We start from the raw sequence: 24,031 nt of genomic DNA on the forward strand, positions 1-24,031 counted from the left end.
CCGGGTGTGGGACTCTGCCGCCGTCGGGGCATCCCGAGGAAGGGGCGGGCAGTGGTAGATTCACCAAGACGGGGAGCCGCAGCGTCCCGCCGGTGCGCAGGCGGCACGTTCCAGTCCAGGGAGGCACGATGCCGCGCGTCGAGCAGGAGACCTACCTTCCCTTCGCCCGCGACGACGTCTTCGCCTGGTACACCCGCCCCGGCGCACTGACCCGCCTGGTGCCGCCCTTCGCCGGCGAGGTCCTGGAAGAGCCCGTCGACGGGCCGGTCGACGGGGCCACCTCCCGACTGAGCCTCACCCTCCCCACGCTGCTGGGCACCGGCGCGGACGCCGCCGCCGGGATGCTCGGCACCGTGCTGCCCGGAAGCATCCCGAGCCGGGTGACCTGGGTGTCCCGCCATGAGGACTTCCGCCCGGGCCACGGCTTCACCGACGTGATGGTCTCCGGGCCGATGCGCAGCTGGCGGCACGAGCGCGAGTTCCACGACGACGGCCCCGGCACGGTCCTCCACGAGACCATCACCTACGAGATGCCCGCCGCCCCACGGCTGCCCGGGCCTGTGCGCCGTCGTATCCACCGGGTGTTCGAGGCCGAGCTGCGCCGCATCATCGACCATCGTGCGCACCAGACCGTCCAAGACCTGGCCTTCCACCAGAGCACCGGCCACCTGGCCTCCCAGCAGCGCGAGCGTCGCTCCCATCTGGACTGTGACACCGAAGACGCCACCCCGGGTCCCCAGGTGGTCGCCGTCTCCGGCGCCTCCGGAATGATCGGCACCCAGGTGTGCGCGCTGCTCGGCGGAGCAGGGCTGGAGGTGCGTCGGCTCGTGCGCGGGGCCGGGACCGACCCCGAGGACCCCGCCGAGATCCGCTGGGACCCCGACACCGGGCTGCTGGACGAGGAGGCGCTGGCCGACGTCGACGTCGTCATCCACCTGGCCGGCCATCCGCTGGCCGCCCGCTTCACCGAGGAGCACAAGCGCAAGGTCCGGGCCTCCCGGGTGGACGGCACCACGCTGATCGCCGATGCGCTGGCCCGACTGGAGACCGCCCAGCCGCGCGGCAGGGCGCTGATCAGCAGCTCGGCGATCGGCTGGTACGGGGCCACCCCGGATGACAGGACCCAGCAGGCCGAGATGCTCACCGAGGACCTGCGCTGCGGCACCGACTTCCTGGCCGAGGCTTGCCGGGCCTGGGAGGAGTCCGCCCGGCGCGCGGAGAGCTCCGGGGTGCGGGTGGTCACCGTGCGCACCGGCATCGTGCAGTCGCCCTCCGGGGGAGCACTGCAGCAGATGCTGCCGCTGTACGCCGCCGGCCTCGGCGGCCCGTTGGGGACCACGCAGTGGCAGAGCTGGATCAGTCTGGACGACGTCGCCGCGCTCATCGTCCACCTTGCGCTGACCCCGGCCGCCCGCGGACCGGTCAACGCCGTCGCTCCGGAACCCGTGAGGGCCCGCGAGTACGCCCGGACCCTGGGTGCGGTGCTGCGCCGACCCTCCGTGGTGCCGGTGCCCGGGTTCGGGCCGAAGCTGCTGCTCGGCGCCCAGGGCGCCCGCGAGCTGGTCATGGCCGATCAGCGCGTCAGTGCGGAGAAGGCGCTGGAGCTCGGCTACGCGTTCCGTCACCACACCCTTGCTGAAGCGCTGCGCCACGTGCTCGGACGCTGACCCACTGACCACCCACAGACACCAGACAGACACCAGACACACAGACAGGACCCCTCGATGACCGACCCCCGCACCGCACTCGCCGCCCGCGCCCAGACCCTGCTCGACCTCCACCACCAGCATGCTCCGGTGGTGCTGCCCACGGCCTGGGACGTCTGGTCCGCGCGGCAGATCGCCGAGGCCGGATTCGCCGCCCTGACCGTCGGCAGCCACCCGCTCGCCGACTCCCTGGGAGCGGGCGACGGGGAGCAGATGAGCCTGGCCCAGGCGCTGGCGGCGATCGCCCGCATCACCGGCGCCGTGGACCTCCCCGTCTCCGCCGACCTGGAGTCCGGCTACGACACCCCCGCCGGTGAGCTGGTGGAGCGCACCCTGGAGGCCGGTGTGGCGGGCATCAACATCGAAGACACCGTGCACTCCCGCGGAGCCATGCGCTCGGCCGAAGAGCATGCCGACTACATCGCCGCCATCCGGCAGGCCGCGGACGCCGCCGGGGTGCACCTGGTCATCAACGCCCGCACCGACGTCTACAAGCACGCCGGGGACTTCGCCGACCCGCTCGCGGAGACCCTGCACCGGCTGGCCCTGCTGGAGCAGGCCGGTGCCGACAGCCTCTACCCGGTGGGCCTGCCGAGTGAGGACGTGCTCACCGCGATCCTGGAGGCGGTGGACACCCCGGTCAACGTCACCGCCCACCCGCAGCGCGGCGCCATTCCGGACGGGCTCGGTCTGGAACGGCTCACCGCGCTGGGCGTCTCCCGGGTCAGCTTCGGTCCGTTGCTGCAGGTCGTCCTCGGGGAACACGCCCAGCAGCTGCTCGCCGGCTGGGGCGGGCGCCCAGAGAACGACTGAGTACAGGGCAGGACTGAGCCCAGGACTGCACCGGCGGCCGGCGCGTCATCCTGGCGCGGTGGACGCGGGCGCCGTCGTCGTGAGTGCCGTCGTCACGGGCGCCTGCGTTACCCTGGCACCTTGCCGGGCGAGCTCGCCCGGCGCTGCCGTGCCGACGACCCACCAGGAGCACTCCCACCCCATGCGCGTGACCATCGAACCCCGGACCGAAGGCATCCTGAACTCCGACGCCGGCTCCACCGTCCGCCGCACCGTGCTGCCCTCCGGCGTGCGGGTGCTCACCGAGGAGATGCCCGGACAGCGGTCGGTGACCATCGGCTTCTGGATCGCCGTGGGCTCTCGGGATGAGGCCGGGCACCAGCACGGCTCCACCCACTTCCTGGAGCACCTGCTGTTCAAGGGCACCCCGAGCCGGTCCGCCCTGGACATCGCCGCCGCCTTCGATGCGGTGGGCGGTGAATCCAACGCGATGACCGGCAAGGAGTCGACCTGCTACTACGCGCGGATCCTGGATGCGGACCTGCCCATGGCGGTCGAGGTGCTCACCGACATGGTCACCTCCGCCTCCCTGGACCCCCAGGAGATGGAGACCGAGCGTGGGGTGATCCTCGAGGAGCTGGCCATGGCCGAGGACGACCCCGACGACGTCGTCCACGAACGGTTCGCCGCCCAGGTGATGGACGGACACGAGCTGGGACGGCCCATCGGCGGCACGCCGGAGGACATCCGGGCCGCCACCCGAGAGGACGTCCACGCGCACTTCACCCGCTGGTACCGGCCCGATGAGCTGGTCATCACCGCCGCCGGCGGACTCGACCATGACGAGCTCTGCCGCATGGTCGACGCCGCCCTGGACGCCTCCGCTTGGGACACCACCATCAGCAGGGACCCTGCGCCCCGCCGGGTGGGGCAGGACGTGGAGATCCCGGTCCGCGCCGGCATCGAGGACCACGTCAAGCCGGTGGAGCAGGCGCAGGTGATCCTCGGCGGGCGGGGCCTCTCCGCCTCCGACGACGACCGCTTCGCCCTCTCCGTCATGCACGCGATCCTCGGCGGCGGCATGTCATCCCGGCTGTTCCAGGAGATCCGCGAACGCCGCGGCCTGGCCTACTCCACCTACTCCTTCTCCGCGGCCTACACCGACGCCGGCTGCTACGGGCTCTACGCAGGCTGCCTGCCGGAGAAGGTGGACAGCGTCATCGACGTCATGGCCGCCGAGCTGGAGCGCATCGCCACTGAACCGGTCACCGAGGAGGAGCTGAACCGCGCCAAGGGGCAGCTGCGCGGCGGCACCGTGCTCGGCATGGAGGAGACCTCCTCCCGGATGTCCCGGCTGGGCCGGGCCGAACTGGTCCGTGGCGAGTTCGTGGACGTCTCCCACACGTTGGCCCAGTTGGAGGCCGTCAGCGCCGAAGATGTGCGTCAGGTGGCGGCTCGGCTGGCCGGCTCGCCGCGGGCCACCACCGTGGTGCGGCCCTGACGTGACCGCTGAGGCGGTGACGTGCCGCGGGTCCGCTCCTACACTGGAGAGTCCCTGCAGCCGAGCACCGGAGAGGAGCGCAGATGACGGCGGACCGCCGCGGCGAGGAGACCCTCATCAGTGACGTCGGACTCTCCGGGCGGCAACAGCTGATCGCCGGCCTGGCCGCCGTCGCAGTGGCGTTGCCGGCCCTGGCCTGGGGGTGGTCCACGGGCAGCGCGCTGCCCATTCTGGCCGGGATTCTGCTGGGCTGCCTGATCTTCGCCTGGTCCACTGCGCTGCGCGTGCGGCTGAGTGTGACGTCTTCGGGCCTGCGCCTGCGTGCCGGCGTCTGGTTCTCTGAGACCATCGGCTGGGACGCCGTCCGGCAGATCCGCACCGGCGGCCGCACGCGACTCACCGCGCCGCTGGGCCGGAGACGCAACGCCGGCGAGGCTCAGTATGTGGTCGGTGGCCCCACCCTGCGCGTGGTCACCGATGACGGTGCCGCGGTGATCAGCGTGGAGGACCCGCGCGCCGCGATGCATGCGCTCAGCGCCCACTGGCCCGGAGAGCACACCTTGCGCACCGTTTCCCCCGAGCCGAGGAGAGCCCCATGAACCTCAAGCACAGCCTGACCCCCGATGAGACCGCCCCTCGCGCTCGGGCGGGCGAGGGTCGCGCGCGCCGTGGCCCTTCTGCGGCGGTGTGGGTATTGCCCGCCCTGGCCGCCCTGCTGCTGACCGGATGCGGCGGGGCAGGGGAGGACACTGATGATGACGCGCCGGAGGAGCCCGACTCCGACATCGCCCAGACCGATCTCGACGAGCCGACCGACGACGGCCAGGCCTCGGGCGACGACGGTGATGCTGACGACGGCGAGACCACCCTGCCGGAGCCCGAGGCACAGCAGGTGGAGGAAGCCCCCGAGCTGGTCGGCGAGGTGCAGGCCACCTGGGAGGACTACGAGGAGATCTCCGAGACCGAGCTGGAGGTCATGTTCTACTCCGGCAATCTGAGCTGCTACGGGGTCCGCTCCGTGGTGGAGGAGGACGCTGAGGAGGTCCGCATCGCCACGATCTCCGGCCGACTGCCCGAGGCGGAGGACCAGCCCTGCACGCAGGAGGCCGTCTACGTCTCTGTGGTGGTGGAGCTGGAGGAGCCGCTCGGTGACCGGGATGTGGTCGAGCTGCAGGACGTCGAGCTCCACTGATCGGGCTCGTGGGGCATCCGGGGGTCAGAAACCCGTACGCCGCGAAGCCCTGAGACGTGTCAGGCTCCCGGAGATGTGCGGGGAACTGACTCCTGGACGGGCACACTCCTCGAGAGCGACTCAGCCGCCGGCGAACGGCGGCAGCACGTCGAGCTGATCGCCGGGGGCGAGCTCCCGATCGTTCGACGGTGCTCGGACTCCGTTGACCAGGAAGGAACAGCGCCGCAGCACGCGCCCGAGCTGCTCGCCATCACCTGAGGACGCGCTGGCGGGCAGCCGATCGAGCACCGTCCCCAGCGCAGCGGGCTGTTCCAGGGGCAGATGAAGCGTCTCGGCGCCGGCGGCCTCGGCGGCCGCGGCGAAGAGGCGCACCGTCAGCGTCGAGGCGGTGCGTTCTCCGGCGGTGCTCTCTTCGGCGCTGTCCACACGGGCGCGGCTCACCGGTGGGGTGCTGGTCATCGGGTCATCCTCCGATCGCGGACATCGAACGGTCCGGGCGGGTGAAGCTGTCCAGGTCGAAGCCGGGGCGGTCGGTGCCGTGCGCGGCTGGCTTGAGCCACATGGCCTCCGCCCAGCGCCGGGCGACGTCCCCATCACCGGCCTCGGGGTCGCGCAGCAGAGGGGCGAGGTCGAACTCCTCCCGGGAGAACAGGCAACTCATCACCTTGCCCTCGGCGGTGATGCGGGTGCGTCGGCAGTCGGCGCAGAACGGCTCGGTCACCGAGGCGATCACCCCCACTCGCCCGAGGACGGTCCCGTCGAGGTCGAGCACGTCGAAGCGTTCGGCCGGAGCGCCGTTCCGGGGCAGGGCGTCGGCTCGCAGCTGGAACCTCTCGGAGAGCAGCGCGCGGGTCTCGGCGGCGGAGACGGTGCCCTCCCTACGCCAGTTCTGGTCGCCGTCGAGCGGCATCTGCTCGATGAAGCGCATCTCGAAGCCCTGCTCGAGGGCCCAGGCCAGCAGGTCAGGGGCTTCGTGGTCGTTGATCCCGCGCATCAGCACCGCATTGATCTTCAACGGGGTCAGCCCGGCCGCCGCGGCCCCCTCGACGCCGACCAGGACCTTGTCCAGCGAGTCCCGCCGAGTCAGCTGGGCGAAGGTCTCGGGATGCAGGGAGTCCAGGGAGACGTTGACCCGGTCCAGTCCGGCCCGGGCCAGCTCCTCGGCCTTGCGCTCCAGGCCGATCGCGTTGGTGGTCATGGCGATGGGCAGCTGCGGGTGGTCGGCACGGATCCCGGCGATGATGTCGACCAGATCGGCCCGAACCAGGGGCTCCCCACCGGTGAGCCGCAGCTCCCGCACTCCGAGGGTGTCCACCCCGATGCGCACCAGGCGACGGATCTCCTCGGCGGTGAGGAGCTGATCGCGGGAGAGCCAGGGGAGTCCCTCGGCGGGCATGCAGTAGGTGCAGCGCAGATTGCACTTGTCGATCAGCGAGATCCGCAGATCAGTGGCGCGCCGTCCGAAGCTGTCCATGAGGCCGCGCGCAGGGTCAGCGGCCTCCGCGCCGGGCAGCGGTTCGCCGCGCCGAGACGGCAGACTCGGCATCCCCAGAGACACCGGCGCCGGAGCGGCCAGGGCAGGCACGGATCCGCCGTCGTCGGGCATCACGGCGGGGCCCAGCGCATCGGCGGCGTCGGGGGCGTCGGCGGCCAGTTCCTCCATGCCCTCCATGCTACGGGTCACAGTGTGTCGTACGCATTGCGGGATCCGCCCCGAGGCAGCCCGGGGAGCGGCGGCTGACGGCGAGACGTCCCCGCCATCGCGGGGAGACACCCGTGTCATCGCGGGGCACTAGACTCGCAGGCATGGCGCCCGCCCCCGCATCCTCCTCACCGTCACCCTCCTCACCCAGGCCCTCGTCACGGCCCACCACCGGGTCGGCGACCACCTGTGAGCACGCCTCCGTCAGCGAGCATGTGGGCCGGCTGCGCACCGTGCTGTCCGCCGCCCTGCAGGACCCGGCGCGACACGGCGGGGAGTCCCTCCGCGTCACCGAACCCGGTCTGGTGGGCCGAGTCGCGGCTGCCGATGTCATCGCCGAGGCCCCGCTGCCGGGCTTCGACAACTCGCAGATGGACGGCTTCGCCGCGCGCTCCGCGGACCTCACCCCGGGCGAGGAACGGTCGCTGCCCCTGGCCGGCGTCGTCCCAGCCGGATCCGCCGCGCCGTCGCTGCCCGAGGGCGCGACGGCGGCGGTGATGACCGGCGCGCCGCTCCCGGAGGGCGCCGACGTCGTCATCCCCGTGGAGCTCACCACCGCGGGCAGCTTCCAGGATCTGTTGCCGCAGTCAGACCCCGGAGCCTCCGGTCCGCCCAGCGGCTGGACTGCGAGGTCGGTGACGTTCACCGAGCTGACCGCCGAGGATCTCAGCCCGGGACGCTTCATCCGTCCCGCCGGATCGGACCTCGAAGCCGGCGAGACGGTGCTGCGCGCCGGTGAGGTCCTCACACCGGCCCGGCTCGGGCTGCTGGCCGCCCTGGGGCGGGCGACGGTGTCCGTCCGTCCCCGGACGCGCGCCCTCGTGCTCGCCACCGGGGACGAGGTCCGCCGACCGGGCAGCACGCTGCGACCGGGCCAGCTGCATGATGCCAACACCCCGCTGCTGATGGCCGGATTGGAGAGCCTGGGAGTGGAGGCCCATGCGGCCTCGGCGGCCTCCGACGACGTCGCCACGTTCACCGATGTGGTCGAGGAGCTGATCAGTCAGTACGACCCCCAGCTGCTGGTCACCGCCGGCGGCATCAGCGCCGGCGCCTTCGAGGTGGTCCGCCAGTCCCTGGCCGACCGTGGCATCGAGTTCGGCTCCATCCGCCAGCAGCCCGGCGGCCCCCAAGGATGGGGGCTGATCCCCGCCGACGGGCGGCGACCCGCCGTCGCCGTGGTCTGCCTGCCCGGCAACCCGGTCAGCTGCGCGGTCAGCCTCGAGACCCTGCTCCGGCCGGCGCTCGCCAGCCTCGACGCCTCGTGTCCGCCGCCGCACAGGATCGCCGTCACCCTGGCGGAGGCGGTGGAGTCCCGTCCCGGGGTGACCCAGTACCGCCGCGCCGAGTTCTCACCCGCCTCCACCGACGACGCCGCCCAGCTGCCGACGGTGCGCCTGGTGGGCGGGCCGAGCTCGCATCTGCTGGGGCATCTGGCACGCGCCGACGTGCTGGTGGAGCTCACCGAAGACGACACCCAAGTGCCGGCAGGAGCCGAACGCCACGCCCTGCTGCTCACCGGAAGGAGACTCCCATGAGCCAGCCTGAGAGCTCGTCCGCCGAGCCGTCCAGCACCGGACTGACCCATGTCCGCGAGGACGGCAGCGCCCACATGGTGGACGTCTCGGACAAGGACGTCACCGCCCGCACGGCGCGGGCCCAGGCGATCCTGCGCACCCGCGCAGAGGTGACCGCCCAGCTCGCCGACGGGGCGCTGCCCAAGGGGGATGCCTTGGCCACCGCCCGCATTGCCGGGATCATGGGAGCCAAGCGCACCCACGAGCTGGTGCCGCTGTGCCATCCGCTGCCGCTGAGCAAGGTCACCGTGGACCTCGACGTCGATCAGCCCGAACCCGGAGCCGTGCTGATCACCGCCGAGGTGCGCACCACCTCACGCACCGGGGTGGAGATGGAGGCGCTCACCGCCGTGTCTGTGGCAGTGCTGACCCTCTACGACATGATCAAGGCGGTGGACCGCGCCGCTGTGATCACCGACCAGCAGGTGATTCACAAATCCGGTGGACGACATGGAGAATGGACCAGACATGACTGACCATGAGCACCTCTCAGCGGCCACTCCCGCCGAGGACGACCGCAGCCGCGAACGGATCATCGCCCCCGTGATCGTCTCCACCCGCGCCGCCCAGGGAGTGCGGGAGGACCACAGCGCGCCGATCATCGCCGAGTTCGCCGACTCCATCGGCTTCGGCTGTCGGCCGCCCGTGATCATCCCCGACGGCGAGGGGGTGCTCGCCGCGCTCTCCGAGCTGCTCGTCCAGGTGGCCCCGGCGGTCATCATCACCTCCGGCGGCACCGGGCTGACCTCTGACGATCTCACCCCCGAATACACGCTGCCGCTGCTGGACAAGGAGATCCCCGGGATCATGGAGGCGGTGCGCGCCCATGGGCGGGCGCACAATCCGCTGGCGTCGCTGAGCAGGGGAGTGGCCGGCGTCGCGGAGGGCACCGTGGTGGTCAATCTGCCCGGATCGCCCAAGGCCGTCCGAGAGGGCATGCAGGTGCTGGTGGACATCCTCCCGCATCTGTGCGATCAGGTCGCCGACCTGCGTCAGCACGACGAATGGGGAACTGACGGTGACCGCTGAGCCGCGCACCCCGCTGAGCCGCGAGGGCGCCCCGCAGGACGCCGAGGCGCTGCCCGCCGAGGAGCGGGTGGTCTGCGCCGCCCTGAGCGCGCAGCCGCTGGACCCGCGTCAGGCTCACGACGAGGTCTGGGCCGCCACGGCGGGGGCGGTGGTGGACTTCTCCGGCATCGTGCGTGACCACGACGGCGGCCGCTCGGTGGACCGGCTGTCCTACACCGCCCACCCCAGTGCGGACGCGGTGCTGACCCGGGTTGCCCGGGACGTGGCCGCCGCGCATCCGAGCGTGCGGATCTGGGCCGCCCACCGGATCGGCGACCTGCGCATCGGCGACCACGCCCTCGTGGCCGCCGTCGCCTCTGCCCACCGTGCGGAGGCCTTCGCCGCCTGCGCGGAGCTGGTCGAGCAGATCAAAGCAGAGGTGCCGATCTGGAAGGAACAGTTCTTCGCCGACGGTGAGAAGGAATGGGTGGGGATCGCCTGAACCTCCGGGTGTGACGAGGTCCGGGTGTGACGAGCGGCCGCGGCCGTCGGACCGGATCCGATACTGTTGCGGTGGACAACCAAGGTCGTCCCGCCCGGGCTCCGCGCAGGAGCCGACAGGGCGGCCCCTGACGCCGAAAGGACCTGCTCGCCGATGAGCACCACGTTCACCCACGCCACGGCCGACACCACCCGCCCCACTCTGGAGGGGCGCTTCGGCATGTCGGCCTCCACCCACTGGCTCGCCACCGCCGCCGCCCAGGCCGTGCTGGAGCGCGGTGGCAACGCCTTCGACGCCGCCACTGCGGGCGCCTTCGTGCTGCACGTCGTCGAACCGCACCTCAACGGTCCGGGCGGGGACATGACCGGAGTCTTCGCCACGGCGGAGGAGCCGTCATCTCCGAGGATCCTCATGGGCCAGGGGCCGGCCCCTGCGGCGGCCACCATCGAGCACTACCGCGGGCTCGGTCTGGAGACCGTCCCGGGAGCCGGAGCCCTGGCCGCGGCCGTGCCCGGAGCCGTGGATGCATGGCTGGTGCTGCTCCGCGACCACGGCACCTGGGAGCTGTCCGAGGTCCTGGAGTTCGCGATCGACCTGGCCGAGCATGGCGCGCCGGTGCTGGACCGCATCGCCGCGACCATCCGCAGCGTGGCCGGCCTGTTCACCCAGCACTGGCCGACCTCGGCCGCCCTGTGGATGCCCGACGGAATCGTGCCCGCCGCCGGGACCCTGATGCGCAACCCGGAGTACGCCGGGGTGCTGCGGGGGCTGATCGCCGCCGGCGCCGACACCGGCGACCGCGCCGCCCAGATCGACGCCGCCCGCGCCGAATGGAAGACCGGACGGGTCGCGCAGAAGGCCGCAGCGTTCGCCGCCTCGCCGCACCGGCATTCCGACGGGGGAGAGCACGCCGGGGTCATCACGGCCGAGGACTTCGCCGCCTTCGACGCCGGCTACGAGGCACCGGCCACCGTGGAGTTCCGCGGGCACACGATCGCCAAGACCCCGGCGTGGGGGCAGGGGCCGGTGCTCCTGCAGGCGCTGAAGATCCTCGAGGCCTACGACGACACAGAGCTGGACCCCGGCACCGAGCGTGGAGCTCACCTCGTCCTGGAGGCACTCAAGCTCGCCCTGGCCGACCGGGACGCCCACTACGGACACGACGACGTGGACCTGGACCACCTGCTCTCGGCCGAGCATGCGGCCGCTCGGCGGGCGCTGATCGGCGAGACCGCCGCCGTCGACTTCCGTCCCGGAGACCTGCCCGGACGTGAGACCGTCCTGCCGCCCCTGCGCGAGGCCGGCGACGCCGAAGGGCCGGCCGGCGTCGGCGAGCCCACCGTCAGCCGGGCGGGAGAACAGACGGTCGGCGCCGATGGGGCGAGCCGCGGCGACACCTGCCACATCGATGTGGTGGACCGCTGGGGCAACATGATCTCGGCGACCCCCTCCGGCGGCTGGCTGCAGTCCTCCCCGGCGATCCCCGGGCTGGGATTCTGCCTGGGCACCCGGCTGCAGATGACGTGGTTGGACGAGCGTTCGCCGTCTCGCCTCGAGCCGGGGCGGCGCCCCCGCACCACGCTGTCGCCGACGTTGGTCCTCACCGACGGACAGCCGGTCATGGCCATGGGCACACCCGGAGGGGACCAGCAGGACCAGTGGCAGCTGCCCCTGCTGCTGCGGCTGCTCATCGGCGGGCACACGCCTCAGCAGGCCATCGACGCGCCCAGCCTGCACACCACCTCCGCACCGGGGTCCTTCTGGCCGCGCACCTGGGAGCCGGGAGGCGCCGTCGTGGAAGACCGGCTCGGCGAGGAGGTCATCCGCGGACTGGAGCGACGCGGCCACAGGGTGACTCGCGCCGGCGAGTGGTCGCTGGGGAGGCTTTCCGTGGTCACCCGGGATCCGCAGACAGGCCGACTGGCGGCCGCGGCGAACCCGCGCGGCGCGCAGGGCTACGCGGCGGGTCGCTGACGGGTCTGGTGAGCGGAACGGACCAGCGCCTCAGCCCAGCATCAGCAGCGGCCAGGCGGTGAGTCGGGCGGTGGTCCAGAGCAGCACGATGCCTGCGCAGGCCGCGGCGAGCACCACCCAGGTGCGGACCCGGGCCGGCGTGGGCGGCAGCACGGGGACGGGGCGCGGCAGCCCCGCCTCGATCAGCACCGCACCGGTGGCGGCCCGATCGAGGTAGGTGACATGCTCCGCCCACCAGGGACGGTGGGGGTGCTTGGGGACATAGCGCACGCACACCACGGGTAGTTCGAGAGCGCCGGCTCCGGGGGAGGCGGACTCGTCCTGCTCCCTGGCGGCCTCCAGCCGGGCGGGGAACACCGTGCCCCAGGAGACGGGGTCCAGCAGGGACTTCACGTGCCAGATCCGACTCTGCGGGACCTGCCCGACGTCGTCCGGTCGCCGGCGCACCCAACGCACCACACTCGCTGTGATCAGCACGTACAGCAGCGCGACGACGAGCGCCACCACGTCCCCGCCGCGAGAGATCACCAGGTGGACCAGCGCCGGCCAGGCCAGGACCGCGGGCCACACCAGCAGGGTCGGCCAGCCGGAGGCGGCGACGATGCGTACGGTGTTGAGCTGGTGCTCCCCGGAGCCGAGCCATACGCACCCGGCCGCCGTCGTCTGCAGTGCCACTCGCCTGCTGAGCTCCGCGCCTTGGGAATGTCCCACCAGGACCACACGATCGGCGCGGGCCGAGGCTTCCTCCACGATGCGCCGCAGTCGGGGCAGCACAGTCTCGTCCAGGGCCGCCGACCGGTACAGCCAGGCGTCGCCGATGACCTCGACCATCAGCGGGCGGAGACGACGCCGCCACGCCGGGATGAGCCCGGCCAGGGGCAGCAGCACCAGCAGGACCAGCGCCGCCGGCGGAACTGCGGCCAGCATGGCCGCTGAGGTCACCAGGGCGCCCACCCGGCGGCCCGCGGTGCGCAGCGGTCCCGCCACCGTCTGGGGCCGGGCGCCGTCGCCCGCCTCCCTCCAACGGTCGCCGCACCAGCCGCCGACGCCGCTGATCAGGGCGAAGGGTGCGACCTCCAGCAGCCACATCAGCACCGCCCAGAAATGTGGGGCTCGCGTCCCAGAGGCCCACCAGCCGTCGTGGAACTCGGCGATGAACGGCTCGCGTCCGGGAAGCTCCACGCGTGCCCGGTGGCTCAGCTCTGCTGGAGCGGCGGCGTCCACGGGCAGGTCGGTGAGGGTCCCACCGGCGGCCTCGACGCCGCGGCGCGCAGAGTCGTGGGTCTGGGCGGCCAGATGACCGGACTCGTGGACCCCGATGCCGTGGACGCAGACGTAGGCGGTGGTGCTGGTCACCGGGCGAGCCTCAGCTGCGGGACTCGGACCGCTGCATCCGGATGGCCCGTCGCATCATCTTTCGTGCCCGGCTGCGATCCGAGGCGACGTCATAGGCCACCGAGAGCCGGAACCAGCTGCGCCAGTCCTCGGGGTTCGCCTCAGCCTCGGCGGCATAGCGGCCGAACTGCTCGTCGGCCTGCTGGCGGTTCGGCCGGCCACCGGGCGAGCGCTCCACCCTGTCCTCCGGCAGGCCGCCCTCCGCGTCGAGGATGCGCCCCAGCCGCTCGGAGCCGAGGCCGAAGAGCAGCTCACGGACCAGCACCCAGGCGCCCAGGGCGATGACCAGCACCGCGCCGACGCCGATGAGCTGCGCGGCGGTCTCCTCCGCGGTGAGCAGCCGCCAGGCGTTGTACCCGGCCGCGCCGAGGAAGATGATCAGCAGCAGGATGACCAGCGAGGTCCAGATCTTCGCCTTCACCGCGACCTACAGCGCCAGGTCCAGGTAGCTGTCCAGGCCGTGGGTGAGCCCTGGTCGGGAGGCGACGGTGCGCAGCCCCAGCAGCACGCCCGGCATGAAGGACGCCCGGTCGAAGGAGTCGTGGCGGAATGTCAGCTGTTCCCCGGCGGAGCCGAGCAGCACCTCCTGGTGGGCCACCAGCCCGCGCAGCCGCACCGCATGGACATGGATGTCCTCCACCACGGCGCCGCGGGCGCCGTCGGGGTCCTTGACCGTGGCATCGGGGGAAGGTGCGACGCCGGCGTCGCGGCGGGCCTGCCCCATCAGTTCCGCGGTGCGCACCGCCGTGCCGGAGGGGGCGTCCACCTTGTCCGGGTGGTGCAGCTCGATGATCTCCGCCGACTCGAAGTACCGGGCCGCCTTGGCGGCGAATGCGGTGGCCAGCACCGAGCCCAGGGCGAAGTTCGGGGCGATGAGCACCCCGGTCTCCGGGCGCTGGGCGAGCAGCTCCTCCAGGCGGGACAGGCGCGGGGCGTCCCAGCCGGTGGCGCCCACCACGGCGTGGATGCCGTGCTCGACGGCGAAGCGGACGTTGTCCTCGGTGGCATCGGGGACGCTGAGGTCCACGACATGGGTCGCACCGGCCTCGCGGATCTCCTCCAGTGCGTCGCCCCGGCCCAGCTGGGCGACCAGCTCCATGTCATCGGCTCCGTCGACCGCCTTCACCGCTTCGGTGCCCATGCGCCCTCGGGCACCGAGCACGGCTACACGCATCTCAGTTCGGCTCATGGACACCAGCGTATCGTCCACCAGCGACGTCGACGGCATGCGATGACGAGCCGTCCGGCGGCGGGTCTCAGGACACCCGTGCGCCTCACGCGGGGCGGGGCCCTGCCGCCGCGGCTCCGGCCGCATGCGTGACCGCTTCCAAGGGGCCGCGCCGTCCCAGCGCGTGCTTCAGCAGCCCGCCGGCCAGGGCCAGGACCGTGAGCAGGACCATGATCACAGGCCCGCTGACCTCCGGGGAGTTCAGGGGGCCGTCGTCGTCCCGCCACAGGTGCAGCACCGCCAGGTGCCCCACATACAGAGTCAGAGGCATCGCGCCGGCGCCCACCACGGGGGCGGCCAGAGCGCCGAGCCGATCCGTGACCAGCAGGCAGACGCCCAGCACCGCCAGGGAGGTGCCTACGGTGTGGAGCACGTCCAGGGAGCTGCCCGAATGCGGCGTGGCCAGCAGGTGCCAGCGGGGATCCTCGATGAGGGGCAGCAGCGTGCCGGTGAGCAGCTCGCTGCGCACCACCGGCTCCGGCATGCCGGTGGCCGCGGAGAGGTCCGGCACGATGTCGCTGACCGCCAGCGTCACCCGTCCCACCAGGTAGGTGCAGGCGGCCAGCAGCGCGCCGACGACGGCGATCCGCACCGCCACCGCCGTCTCGGTGAGCCGCAGGCGGCCGATCGCCAGGCCCGTGAACAGGTAGGCCGGCCAGATGATGAGCGGATAGTAGCCCGACACCGCCAGATCCATCGCCAGCAGACCCGGCTGCGCCAGATCGCTGAACTCGGGGGAGTGCCACAGCCGCCAGGACTCCGCGAAATGGTCCAGCTCGGCGCTCAGCGCGAGGTAGACCAGCCGGTACGCCACCGGCGCCAGCACCACCCATATGGCGGCCAGCATCAGCAGCGGACGGGCCTGCAGCGCGAGGAACGGCAGCGCCAGGAGGAACAGCAGCCCGTAGTGGACCAGGATGATCGCCACCGAGGTCTCCAACATCGCCACAGCCAGACCGATCACCAGGATCAGCACGGCCCGGACCGCCACCGCCTTCCGGTTCCAGGTCATGCGTTCCCGCGTGCCCGGTCCCGCGGCTCCGCCGCAGAGCAGCGCCAGCCCGACCCCGGCCAGCAGGGCGAACAGGGCGGAGGGCCTGCCCGTGAACAGCCACCCCGCGACGGTCGGGTCACCGGTGAACTCATCGGTGGTGGAGAGCACGTGGACGGCCATCATGCCCAGCAGGGCCAGACATCGGGCCGCGTCGACCCCGGAGATGCGGGAGGGGGAGCGGAGGGCGCGGCGGCGACGCGGGGCCGGGCCGGCGGTGCTGGGGCTGTCCACAGACGGTAGGCTACGTGCTATGGCGAGCGACAACGAGCTGACACACGAGTTCGACCTTCACCTCACCGAGGGCGAGGTCAAGCACCCGGATCAGACCGATCCGCACTTCGGGCATCTCATCACCGCGATGGTCACCCCGTTCACTTCGGATGACCGCGTCGACTACGAGGCATTCGAGGCGCTCGCCGTCAAGCTGGTGGAGGAGGGCAACGACTCGCTCGTGGTCTCCGGAACCACCGGGGAGACCTCTACGCTGGAGGACCATGAGAAGGAAGGTCTGGTCCGGGCGGCGAAGTCCGCCGTCGGGGACCGTGCCAAGGTCATCGCCGGCACCAGCACCAACCACACCTCGCATGACCTGGAGATGGCCCGGCGTGCCGAGCGGGCCGGGGCCGACGGCCAGCTCGTGGTCACCCCGTACTACAACAAGCCCAGCCAGGACGGCGTGCTCGCCCACTACGAGGCCGTCGCCAATGCCGCCGACCTGCCGCTGATGATCTACGACATCCCGGGCCGCTCCGGCATCGCCATCGAGACCGAGACGATCCTCAAGCTCGCCGAGCACCCGCACATCATGTCGCTCAAGGACGCGAAGAACGACATCACCGCGACCACCGAGGTGCTCACCAAGACCGAGCTGGAGGTCTACTCGGGCGACGACCAGAACGTCCTGGCCTGGATGGCCATGGGAGCGGTCGGCGTCGTCTCGGTGACCTCGCACGTGGCCAGCCCGCACTTCCGCCGGATGATCGACGCGGTGCTGAACTACGACCTCAAGGAGGCCCGCATCGTCCACGGCGAGCTGGGCCCGGTCATCCGCGCCATGATGACTCGTGTCCAAGGTGCGGTCTCCTCGAAGCTGGTCCTGGACTGGCTCGGCTTCCCCATCGCCCCCGACGTGCGGCTTCCGCTCGTACAGGCCAATGAGACCGAGAAGGAGCTGGTCCTGGCCGACCTCCGTGAGGCCGGCTGGAACCTCTGACCCACTCTCGCCACCGGGGCTGGACTGAGGGCCTGCCTAGGTGAGGAGCACCAGGAGCACGTAGGCTCGAAGGCACGCATATCGCAGACCTGACACCCGACCCAGGAGGTCCATCACCTTGGCAGCACAGCGTCTGATCACCCCGCCGAAGCTCAAGAAGGGCACGATGCGCATCGTGCCTCTCGGTGGTCTTGGAGAGGTCGGGCGCAACATGGCGGTGTTCGAGCTCGACGGCAAGATCCTCATCGTCGACTGCGGCGTCCTCTTCCCGGAGGAGGAGCAGCCCGGCGTGGACCTCATCCTGCCGGACTTCAGCTACATCGAGGACCGCCTGGACGACGTCGTCGGGCTGGTGCTCACCCACGGGCACGAGGACCATATCGGTGCGGTGCCCTACCTGCTGCGCAGGAAGCCGGACATCCCGCTGATCGGCTCCACTCTCACGCTGGCGCTGATCGAGGCGAAGCTCGCCGAGCATCGCATCAAGCCCTACACCCTGGCGGTGAAGGAGGGCGACGTCGAAGAGTTGGCGCCCTTCGAATGCGAGTTCGTCGCGGTCAACCACTCGATTCCGGACGCTCTGGCGGTGCACATCCGCACCGAGGCCGGCTCCGTGCTGCACACCGGTGACTTCAAGATGGACCAGCTGCCTCTGGACGGGCGCATCACCGACCTGCGGCACTTCGCCAAGCTCGGCGAAGAGGGCGTGGACCTGTTCATGACCGACTCGACCAACGCCGACGTCCCGGGGTTCACCACTCCGGAGAAGGAGATCGGTCCGACCCTGGACCAGCTCTTCGGCACCTCCAGCCGGCGGATCATCGTCGCCTCCTTCTCCTCCCATGTCCACCGCGTCCAACAGGTGCTCGACGCCGCCCACGCGCACAACCGCAAGGTGGCCTTCGTGGGGCGTTCGATGGTGCGCAACATGGGCATCGCCGCCAAGCTGGGCTACCTGGACGTGCCGGAGGGCATCCTGGTGGATATGAAGAAGGTGGACAGCTACCCCGACTCCGAGGTGGTCCTGATGTCCACAGGCTCGCAGGGCGAACCGATGGCGGCGCTCTCGCGCATGGCCAACGGCGACCACCAGATCCAGGTGGGGGAGGGCGACACCGTCATCCTCGCCTCCTCGCTGATCCCCGGCAACGAGAACGCGGTCTTCCGGGTCATCAACGGGCTGCTCAAGCTCGGCGCCGAAGTGGTGCACAAGGGCACCGCCAAGGTGCACGTCTCCGGCCACGCGTCGGCCGGTGAGCTGCTCTACTGCTACAACATCGTCCGGCCGAAGAACGTCATGCCGGTGCACGGCGAGACCCGGCACCTGATCGCCAACGGTCGCCTCGCGGAGTCGACCGGGATCGACCCCGAGCGGATCCTGCAGTGCGAGGACGGCACCGTCGTGGATCTGCGCGACGGCGTCGCCCGCATCACCGGGCAGATCGAATGCGGCTACGTCTACGTGGACGGCTCCTCCATCGGGGAGATCACCGACGCCGACCTGAAGGACCGCCGAACCCTCGGTGAAGAGGGATTCATCTCGGTGATCACGGTGGTGAACCGTCAGACCGGTCAGATCGTCTCCGGCCCGGACATCCACGCCCGCGGCGTGGCCGAGGAGGAGAAGGTCTTCAAGGACATCAAGGAGAAGATCGCCCGGGCGCTGACCGAGGCCATCCAGGACAACAAGGAGCACACCACCCATCAGCTCCAGCAGATCGTCCGGCGCACCATCGGCTCCTGGGTCAACCGGAAGCTGCGTCGCAAGCCGATGATCGTCCCGGTGGTCGTGGAGACCTGATCCCGACAGCGGCCGGCCGCCGGGTCGACGTCGGGTCTCCCGCTGTGGTCCCTGGGCAGGCCGATCTGGGCCCAAAGGTGTGGCCATCACCGTGATCCCGGCGCTTCCGGGGTAAGTTGGCGGGTATGGCGACACGTACTTCCCCCTCGCGCGCCGCCAGCACGGACGGACGCAAGAAGACATCCGGCACCGGCGCTGGCAGCCGCGCGAAGACGTCGAAGAAGAGCACCACGGCCCAGGACCCGGAGCGGGGCAACCTCGTGGCCTCCGCGCTGCGCGGCCTCTGGATGGCGTTCGCCACCCCGGTCGGCTCGGCGATCCGCGGCATCGGGCGCCAGGTGAAGATCCATCCGGAGGACCGACGCGACGGCGCGGCGCTGGTGTTCATCCTGCTGGCCCTCGTGACGGCCGTCGTGGACTGGTGGGGCGTGCGGCAGCACGACCACTGGACCATCGACATCGTCCACAACGGCACCGCCGGCACCTTCGGCTGGGCCTCGGCTCTGCTGCCGGTGGTGCTGCTCATCACCGCGGTCCGCTACATCCGTCACCCCCAGGAGCATGAGGGCAACAGCCGCGTCGCCATCGGGCTGACCCTGATCCTGTGTTCCTCTGCCGGGCTGGCGCACCTGGCCCACGGCATGCCGGCCCTCAACGCCGCCTTCGAGAACATGCTCGCCTCGGGCGGCATCATCGGATACCTGGTGACCGTGCCCCTGGCCACCCTCATCACGTCCTACCCCGTGTGGGGGATCCTTACTCTGACACTTCTGGCGGGCATCCTGGTGCTCACCGACACTCCGCTGCGACGCATCCCCCAGCGGGTCGCCGTCGCGAAGGCCTATGTGGTGGGGGAGAAGCCCGAGCCCCTGCCGGAGACCAAGCCGCTGGAGGAGGGCACCGCGGCCCCCGCGGCCGCGGAGAAGCCCGCTCGGAAGCCTCGGCGGTCCCGAGCTCAGCATGCCGCACCTGCCGACGCCGGCGCTGAGGACGTCTTCGAGGACAGCCCGGAGCCCGGGAAGAAGGGCCTGCTCGCCAAGATCCTCGGGTCCAAGGCGGAACCGGAGGAACCGACGCAGGAGTTCGGCTCAGCGGACCACGACCAGGCCGCACTCGCCGGCGAGGGCGCCTATGACAGCCCCGTGCTTGAGGAGGGGACGGAGGCCTCCGCACCGACGGTCCCACCCGGAGTGCGCCGCCCCACAGCCCAGGAACTGGCCATCCAGCGCGCCCGGGAGAAGGCCGCCGAGTCCGGCCAAGTGCCGGGCGCGACCAGCGCCGCGGACGTCGCCGGGAGCGCAGGAAGCGCTCACGCGGGCGCATTCGAAGGGATTCCTGCCCAGCCGGACCCCCAACCGTCGACACAGCCGGCCGCGACTGCCCGGCCCGCCGTCGTGCCCTCCGCCCCTGCGGAGACCCCCGCCCCGGTCAGTGACCTTCCGGTCCGCTCGGAGCAGCTGGAGCTCGCCGGTGATGTCACCTACACCCTGCCCGATCAGGGCATGCTGCCGTCCGGTCCGCCGCCGAAGGAGCACACCAGCGCCAATGACGAGATCGTCGACGCGCTGAACCAGACGTTCTCCCAGTTCAAGGTGGACGCCCAGGTCACCGGGTTCTCCCGGGGACCGACGGTGACCCGCTACGAGGTGGAGCTGACACCGGGCACCAAGGTGGAGAAGGTCACCTCCCTGGAGAAGAACATCTCCCTGGCGGTGGCCTCCAACGAGGTTCGCATCCTCAGCCCCATCCCGGGCAAGTCGGCGATCGGCATCGAGATCCCGAACAAGGACAAGGAGGTCGTCGCCCTCGGCGACGTCCTGCGCTCCAACGCCGCGCGCAAGACCGAGCACCCCATGATCATGGGCGTGGGCAAGGACATCGAGGGCGGCTATGTGGTGGCCAACCTCGCGAAGATGCCGCACCTGCTGGTCGCCGGTGCCACCGGGGCCGGAAAGTCGGCGTTCGTGAACTCCATGGTGACCTCCGTGCTCATGCGTGCCACTCCGGACGAGGTCCGGATGGTCATGGTGGACCCGAAGCGCGTGGAGCTCACCGCCTACGAGGGTGTGCCGCACCTGGTCACCCCCATCATCACGGATCCGAAGAAGGCCGCCGAGGCCCTGCAGTGGGTCGTCAAGGAGATGGACAACCGCTACGACGACCTCGCCCACTTCGGGTACAAGCACGTCGACGACTTCAACAAGGCGGTGCGCAACGGGAAGATCCAGCTGCCGCCGGACTCTAAGCGGGATCTGCGCCCCTACCCGTATCTGTTGGTGATCGTCGACGAGCTCGCCGACCTGATGATGGTCGCCCCGCGCGATGTCGAGGACTCGATCGTGCGCATCACCCAGCTGGCGCGTGCCGCCGGCATCCACCTGGTGCTGGCCACCCAGCGGCCTTCGGTCAACGTGGTGACCGGACTCATCAAGGCCAATGTGCCGTCCCGCATGGCCTTCGCCACCTCCTCGGCCACGGACTCCCGCGTGGTGCTGGACTCGGTGGGAGCGGAGAAGCTGCTCGGCCAGGGTGACGCCCTGTTCCTGCCGATGGGCATGAACAAGCCGATGCGTGTGCAGGGTGCCTGGGTCAACGAGTCCGAGGTCCATGGGGTGGTCGAGCATGTGAAGTCGCAGCTGAAGGCGCAGTACCGCGAGGACGCGGTCGCCGCGATGGAGCCCAAGAAGCGGGAGATCGACGCCGACATCGGTGACGACCTCGACCTGCTGCTGCAGGCCACCGAGCTCGTGGTCACCACGCAGTTCGGCTCCACCTCGATGCTGCAGCGCAAGCTGCGCGTCGGATTCGCCAAGGCCGGACGCCTGATGGACCTCATGGAGTCCCGCGGGGTGGTCGGTCCCTCCGAAGGGTCGAAGGCTCGGGACGTGCTCGTCTCGCCGGAGGAGCTTCCCGGCGTACTGGCCACCATCCGCGGCGAGGACCCGCCCACGGCGGCACCCTCGGAGGATGCGCCGGGCGCCTATGAGGGTGCCCCGGTGGATCTGGATCCCGCATCCGGTGTGCCGACGGGAGCTCCTGCCCCGACCGGGCCCACCGAGGCGGCTCCTCAGGCGGAGCATCACGGCGGCGGGGGGCACTCGGACGCGGTGCCGGCCCGCCAGCCACGGGGCCAGGGGGCGCCGCCGTCGGGCGGTGCGACCATGTCCGGCATGAGTTCCGCGGACCTGATCGCTCGCGACCTGGCCGAGCGCACTGCTGCTCTGCCGGAGGCGAGGGACTATCATGACGGACACGACTCCACCGCCTCGGAGGACGCCTGGCAGCTCACCGGTCGATGAGCTGCTCAGACCGAGCCCCGGGCCGCGCCCTGACCCGCCGAGAAGAGGAGCCTCGTGAGCCCGTCCACCCCTGAACCGGCGAACGCCGCACAGCCTCCGCTGCTGAACATCGCCAATGTGCTCACCATGCTGCGCATCGCGTTGGTGCCGCTGTTCGTCTGGTTCCTGCTGCTGGATGCCGACGGCGGTGCCGCCGGCGGGATCGAGGCCACCAACGGGGGGTGGCGATGGGCCGCCGCCGGAGTGTTCGCCGTCGCGATGATCACGGACAAGATCGACGGCGACCTCGCCCGGGCGCGCAACCTGGTCACCGACTTCGGCAAGATCGCCGACCCGATCGCGGACAAGCTGCTCATCGGCGCGGGGCTGGTGATGCTCTCGATCCTCAGTGAGCTGCCCTGGTGGGTGACGATCGTGATTCTGGCCCGGGAGCTGGGCGTCACCGTGCTGCGCATGGTGGTCATCCGCTACGGTGTGATGCCGGCGTCCCGGGGTGGGAAGCTCAAGACGGTCCTGCAGTCGGCCGGTCTGCAGCTGATGCTGCTGCCGCTGGTGGTGATCGCCGGCTGGCTCTCCGACGTCGCGTTCTGGATCATGATGGCCGCGCTGGTCGTCACCGTGGTGACCGGCATCGACTATGTGTTCTCGGCCATCAGGCTGCGCCGTGAAACCCGCTGATCCGCACAGGAGGCGTGACCATGGCAATAGGAGCTGAGCGCGGCCCCGGTGGCCCGGGGACTCGAGGCCCGGACCGCGCGCAGGAACCGGCACCGGTCCGAGAGCATCGGCCGGATCCCGCCGTGGCCCATGAACGGTGGGCCGATGACGGCCGGAGGGTCTCGGGTGGAGCGCGGCAGATCGCCGGAGAGGCGGAGCGGCGCACGGACCCGGTGGAGATCATCCAGCGCTGCGCGCATCGTGGTCTGACCGTGGCCACGGCTGAGTCGCTGACCGCCGGGTCGCTCGCGGCGCGCCTGGCCGATGTGCCCGGCGCCTCCGCCGCGCTGGTCGGCGGAGTCGTCGCCTACTGCAATCCGGTGAAGCACCAGCTGCTCGGCGTCGACGAGGATGTGCTCGAAGAGCGCGGCGCGGTCGATCCTGCCGTGGCCGCTGCGATGGCCCGAGGTGCGGCCGGGGCCACAGGGGCCGCGCTGGGCGTCTCGACGACCGGCGTCGCCGGGCCCGAGCCTCATGAGGGCAAGGACGTCGGCACCGTGTATGTGGGGCTGGCCTGCAGGAAGGGCGACGCTGAGCGGCTCGGGCTCCGCCTTCCGGAGTCCTGTGAACCCGACGAGGGCGGCTCCTCGGCTGCCGACGCACCTGGTGTGGAGGAGTCCTGGATCGCCGGCTCCCTGCTGCTAGATCTCGACGGCGACCGGGCGGCCATCCGGGATGCGAGCGTCGAGGGGGCGCTGAAACTGGTGGAGGAGCTTCTGCTCTCCGAGCCGCCCGGATTCGGCGATCCCCGCTAGAGTGGGGAACAAAACCGGGCCCGGCCGAGTTGTCGTCCGGTGAAGCGTCTGCATCGCACCGTTCCTGGTGAGGTCCAGCACCTGACCGAGGAGCAGACGCAGTGAGGGCCATCGGAGTCCACGAAGGAGAAAGCCCATGGTGAGACAGCCAGTCACCGTCAACGGCGTCACCCGTTGGAAAGACCTGGACGTCGACGCCGCCCCGGCCGCTGAGTCCAAGGAGGCCAAGGCTGTGGTCCTGCGTCAGGAGATCGGCGATGTCCTGCGCAGCATCCGCCAGGCCGAGGGCCGCACGCTGCGCGATGTCTCGCACGGCGCGCGGGTCTCGCTGGGCTACCTGTCCGAGGTCGAGCGCGGCCAGAAGGAGGCGTCGTCTGAGCTGTTGGCGTCGATCTGCGCCGCCTTGGACGTGCCGCTGTCGGCGATGCTTGGTCAGGTGGCCGAGCGGGTCGCCGTCGCGGAAGGGCTGCACGTGCCGGACACCGTGCCCACCGAGTTCCAGCGGGAGTTCGGTCACGGGGTGGTGCCCGACGGCATCCCCGAGGAGTTCACCCACGAGGAGTTCGCCCGCACCTGCGGCTGAGCCTCCCTTGACAGCCGAGAGGGCCGCCCCGC

General features: G+C 71.1%; 22 protein-coding genes. 16 read left to right on the forward strand and 6 right to left on the reverse strand.

The genetic code is table 11. The annotated features are described in order from the left end of the window. The first annotated feature begins 128 nt into the window (after positions 1–128). The 5 genes from ABD658_RS00540 to ABD658_RS00560 all read left to right on the forward strand — a co-directional run bounded on the left by ABD658_RS00540 (position 129) and on the right by ABD658_RS00560 (position 5,191). On the forward strand, positions 129–1,667 hold the full coding sequence (locus ABD658_RS00540) for a TIGR01777 family oxidoreductase (RefSeq protein WP_344683609.1): 1,539 nt from the start codon (positions 129–131) through the stop codon (positions 1,665–1,667). 57 nt (positions 1,668–1,724) lie between these two features. Continuing rightward, positions 1,725–2,519 carry an isocitrate lyase/PEP mutase family protein gene (locus tag ABD658_RS00545; protein ID WP_344683607.1) on the forward strand — a complete coding sequence of 265 codons (795 nt, stop codon included), beginning with the start codon at positions 1,725–1,727 and terminating at the stop codon, positions 2,517–2,519. A 181-nt stretch (positions 2,520–2,700) separates the two neighbouring features. Continuing rightward, positions 2,701–3,999 (forward strand): M16 family metallopeptidase, encoded by a 1,299-nt coding sequence (locus ABD658_RS00550; RefSeq protein ID WP_344683606.1) that lies wholly within the window; start codon positions 2,701–2,703, stop codon positions 3,997–3,999. Between the two features lie 83 nt (positions 4,000–4,082). After that, on the forward strand, positions 4,083–4,598 hold the full coding sequence (locus tag ABD658_RS00555) for a PH domain-containing protein (RefSeq protein WP_344683605.1): 516 nt from the start codon (positions 4,083–4,085) through the stop codon (positions 4,596–4,598). Beyond that, the gene (locus ABD658_RS00560) at positions 4,595–5,191 is read left to right on the forward strand and encodes a hypothetical protein (protein ID WP_344683604.1); all 597 of its coding nucleotides are present in this window, start codon (positions 4,595–4,597) and stop codon (positions 5,189–5,191) included. Before ABD658_RS00555 ends, ABD658_RS00560 begins: the two co-directional genes overlap by 4 nt. 120 nt (positions 5,192–5,311) lie before the next feature. Here the strand turns inward: ABD658_RS00560 and ABD658_RS00565 are convergent, their stop codons facing one another. After that, positions 5,312–5,650, reverse strand: coding sequence for a MoaD/ThiS family protein (locus ABD658_RS00565; RefSeq protein WP_344683603.1), 339 nt, complete (start codon positions 5,648–5,650; stop codon positions 5,312–5,314). Positions 5,651–5,654: 4 nt separating this feature from the next. Next, positions 5,655–6,737, reverse strand: a complete 1,083-nt coding sequence (gene moaA / locus ABD658_RS00570; RefSeq protein WP_425574448.1) for a GTP 3',8-cyclase MoaA — start codon at positions 6,735–6,737, stop codon at positions 5,655–5,657. A 260-nt stretch (positions 6,738–6,997) separates the two neighbouring features. Between moaA and ABD658_RS00575 the strand changes: the two genes are divergently transcribed. From ABD658_RS00575 to ABD658_RS00595, 5 genes are all read left to right on the forward strand, one after another. Then, on the forward strand, positions 6,998–8,431 hold the full coding sequence (locus ABD658_RS00575) for a molybdopterin molybdotransferase MoeA (RefSeq protein ID WP_344683601.1): 1,434 nt from the start codon (positions 6,998–7,000) through the stop codon (positions 8,429–8,431). Then, positions 8,428–8,946, forward strand: a complete 519-nt coding sequence (gene moaC, locus ABD658_RS00580) for a cyclic pyranopterin monophosphate synthase MoaC (RefSeq protein ID WP_070158908.1) — start codon at positions 8,428–8,430, stop codon at positions 8,944–8,946. Before ABD658_RS00575 ends, moaC begins: the two co-directional genes overlap by 4 nt. Then, positions 8,939–9,499 carry a MogA/MoaB family molybdenum cofactor biosynthesis protein gene (locus ABD658_RS00585; protein ID WP_344683598.1) on the forward strand — a complete coding sequence of 187 codons (561 nt, stop codon included), beginning with the start codon at positions 8,939–8,941 and terminating at the stop codon, positions 9,497–9,499. The genes moaC and ABD658_RS00585 overlap by 8 nt, the downstream gene beginning before the upstream one ends. A 49-nt stretch (positions 9,500–9,548) precedes the next feature. Further along, a complete protein-coding gene (locus ABD658_RS00590) occupies positions 9,549–9,980 on the forward strand; it encodes a molybdenum cofactor biosynthesis protein MoaE (RefSeq protein WP_237090143.1) in 432 nt (143 codons plus the stop codon). A 153-nt stretch (positions 9,981–10,133) separates the two neighbouring features. Further along, positions 10,134–11,954, forward strand: a complete 1,821-nt coding sequence (locus ABD658_RS00595; RefSeq protein WP_344683594.1) for a gamma-glutamyltransferase family protein — start codon at positions 10,134–10,136, stop codon at positions 11,952–11,954. 30 nt (positions 11,955–11,984) lie between these two features. Here the strand turns inward: ABD658_RS00595 and ABD658_RS00600 are convergent, their stop codons facing one another. The 4 genes from ABD658_RS00600 to ABD658_RS00615 all read right to left on the reverse strand — a co-directional run bounded on the left by ABD658_RS00600 (position 11,985) and on the right by ABD658_RS00615 (position 15,862). Further along, complete coding sequence (locus tag ABD658_RS00600; protein WP_344683592.1) at positions 11,985–13,310, reverse strand: hypothetical protein; 1,326 nt, start codon at positions 13,308–13,310, stop codon at positions 11,985–11,987. A 10-nt stretch (positions 13,311–13,320) separates the two neighbouring features. After that, positions 13,321–13,770: a hypothetical protein gene (locus tag ABD658_RS00605; RefSeq protein WP_070159482.1), complete on the reverse strand. Its 450-nt coding sequence runs from the start codon at positions 13,768–13,770 to the stop codon at positions 13,321–13,323. A 6-nt stretch (positions 13,771–13,776) separates the two neighbouring features. Beyond that, positions 13,777–14,538 carry a 4-hydroxy-tetrahydrodipicolinate reductase gene (gene dapB, locus ABD658_RS00610; RefSeq protein WP_344683589.1) on the reverse strand — a complete coding sequence of 254 codons (762 nt, stop codon included), beginning with the start codon at positions 14,536–14,538 and terminating at the stop codon, positions 13,777–13,779. A gap of 85 nt (positions 14,539–14,623) precedes the next feature. Further along, the gene (locus ABD658_RS00615; RefSeq protein WP_344683587.1) at positions 14,624–15,862 is read right to left on the reverse strand and encodes a heparan-alpha-glucosaminide N-acetyltransferase domain-containing protein; all 1,239 of its coding nucleotides are present in this window, start codon (positions 15,860–15,862) and stop codon (positions 14,624–14,626) included. A 19-nt stretch (positions 15,863–15,881) separates the two neighbouring features. Between ABD658_RS00615 and dapA the strand changes: the two genes are divergently transcribed. The 6 genes from dapA to ABD658_RS00645 all read left to right on the forward strand — a co-directional run bounded on the left by dapA (position 15,882) and on the right by ABD658_RS00645 (position 23,999). Further along, complete coding sequence (dapA, locus tag ABD658_RS00620; protein WP_083277424.1) at positions 15,882–16,844, forward strand: 4-hydroxy-tetrahydrodipicolinate synthase; 963 nt, start codon at positions 15,882–15,884, stop codon at positions 16,842–16,844. Positions 16,845–17,010: 166 nt separating this feature from the next. After that, positions 17,011–18,645, forward strand: coding sequence for a ribonuclease J (locus tag ABD658_RS00625; protein ID WP_070159488.1), 1,635 nt, complete (start codon positions 17,011–17,013; stop codon positions 18,643–18,645). A 125-nt stretch (positions 18,646–18,770) separates the two neighbouring features. Next, positions 18,771–21,944 carry an FtsK/SpoIIIE family DNA translocase gene (locus ABD658_RS00630; protein WP_344683584.1) on the forward strand — a complete coding sequence of 1,058 codons (3,174 nt, stop codon included), beginning with the start codon at positions 18,771–18,773 and terminating at the stop codon, positions 21,942–21,944. A 54-nt stretch (positions 21,945–21,998) separates the two neighbouring features. After that, the gene (gene pgsA, locus ABD658_RS00635) at positions 21,999–22,622 is read left to right on the forward strand and encodes a CDP-diacylglycerol--glycerol-3-phosphate 3-phosphatidyltransferase (RefSeq protein ID WP_070159480.1); all 624 of its coding nucleotides are present in this window, start codon (positions 21,999–22,001) and stop codon (positions 22,620–22,622) included. 20 nt (positions 22,623–22,642) lie between these two features. Next, positions 22,643–23,416 (forward strand): CinA family protein, encoded by a 774-nt coding sequence (locus ABD658_RS00640; RefSeq protein ID WP_344743592.1) that lies wholly within the window; start codon positions 22,643–22,645, stop codon positions 23,414–23,416. Between the two features lie 136 nt (positions 23,417–23,552). Next, positions 23,553–23,999: a helix-turn-helix domain-containing protein gene (locus ABD658_RS00645; RefSeq protein WP_070159479.1), complete on the forward strand. Its 447-nt coding sequence runs from the start codon at positions 23,553–23,555 to the stop codon at positions 23,997–23,999. The last annotated feature ends 32 nt before the right edge of the window (positions 24,000–24,031 follow it).

Source organism: Nesterenkonia aethiopica, assembly GCF_039534665.1.
Lineage (GTDB): Bacteria > Actinomycetota > Actinomycetes > Actinomycetales > Micrococcaceae > Nesterenkonia > Nesterenkonia aethiopica.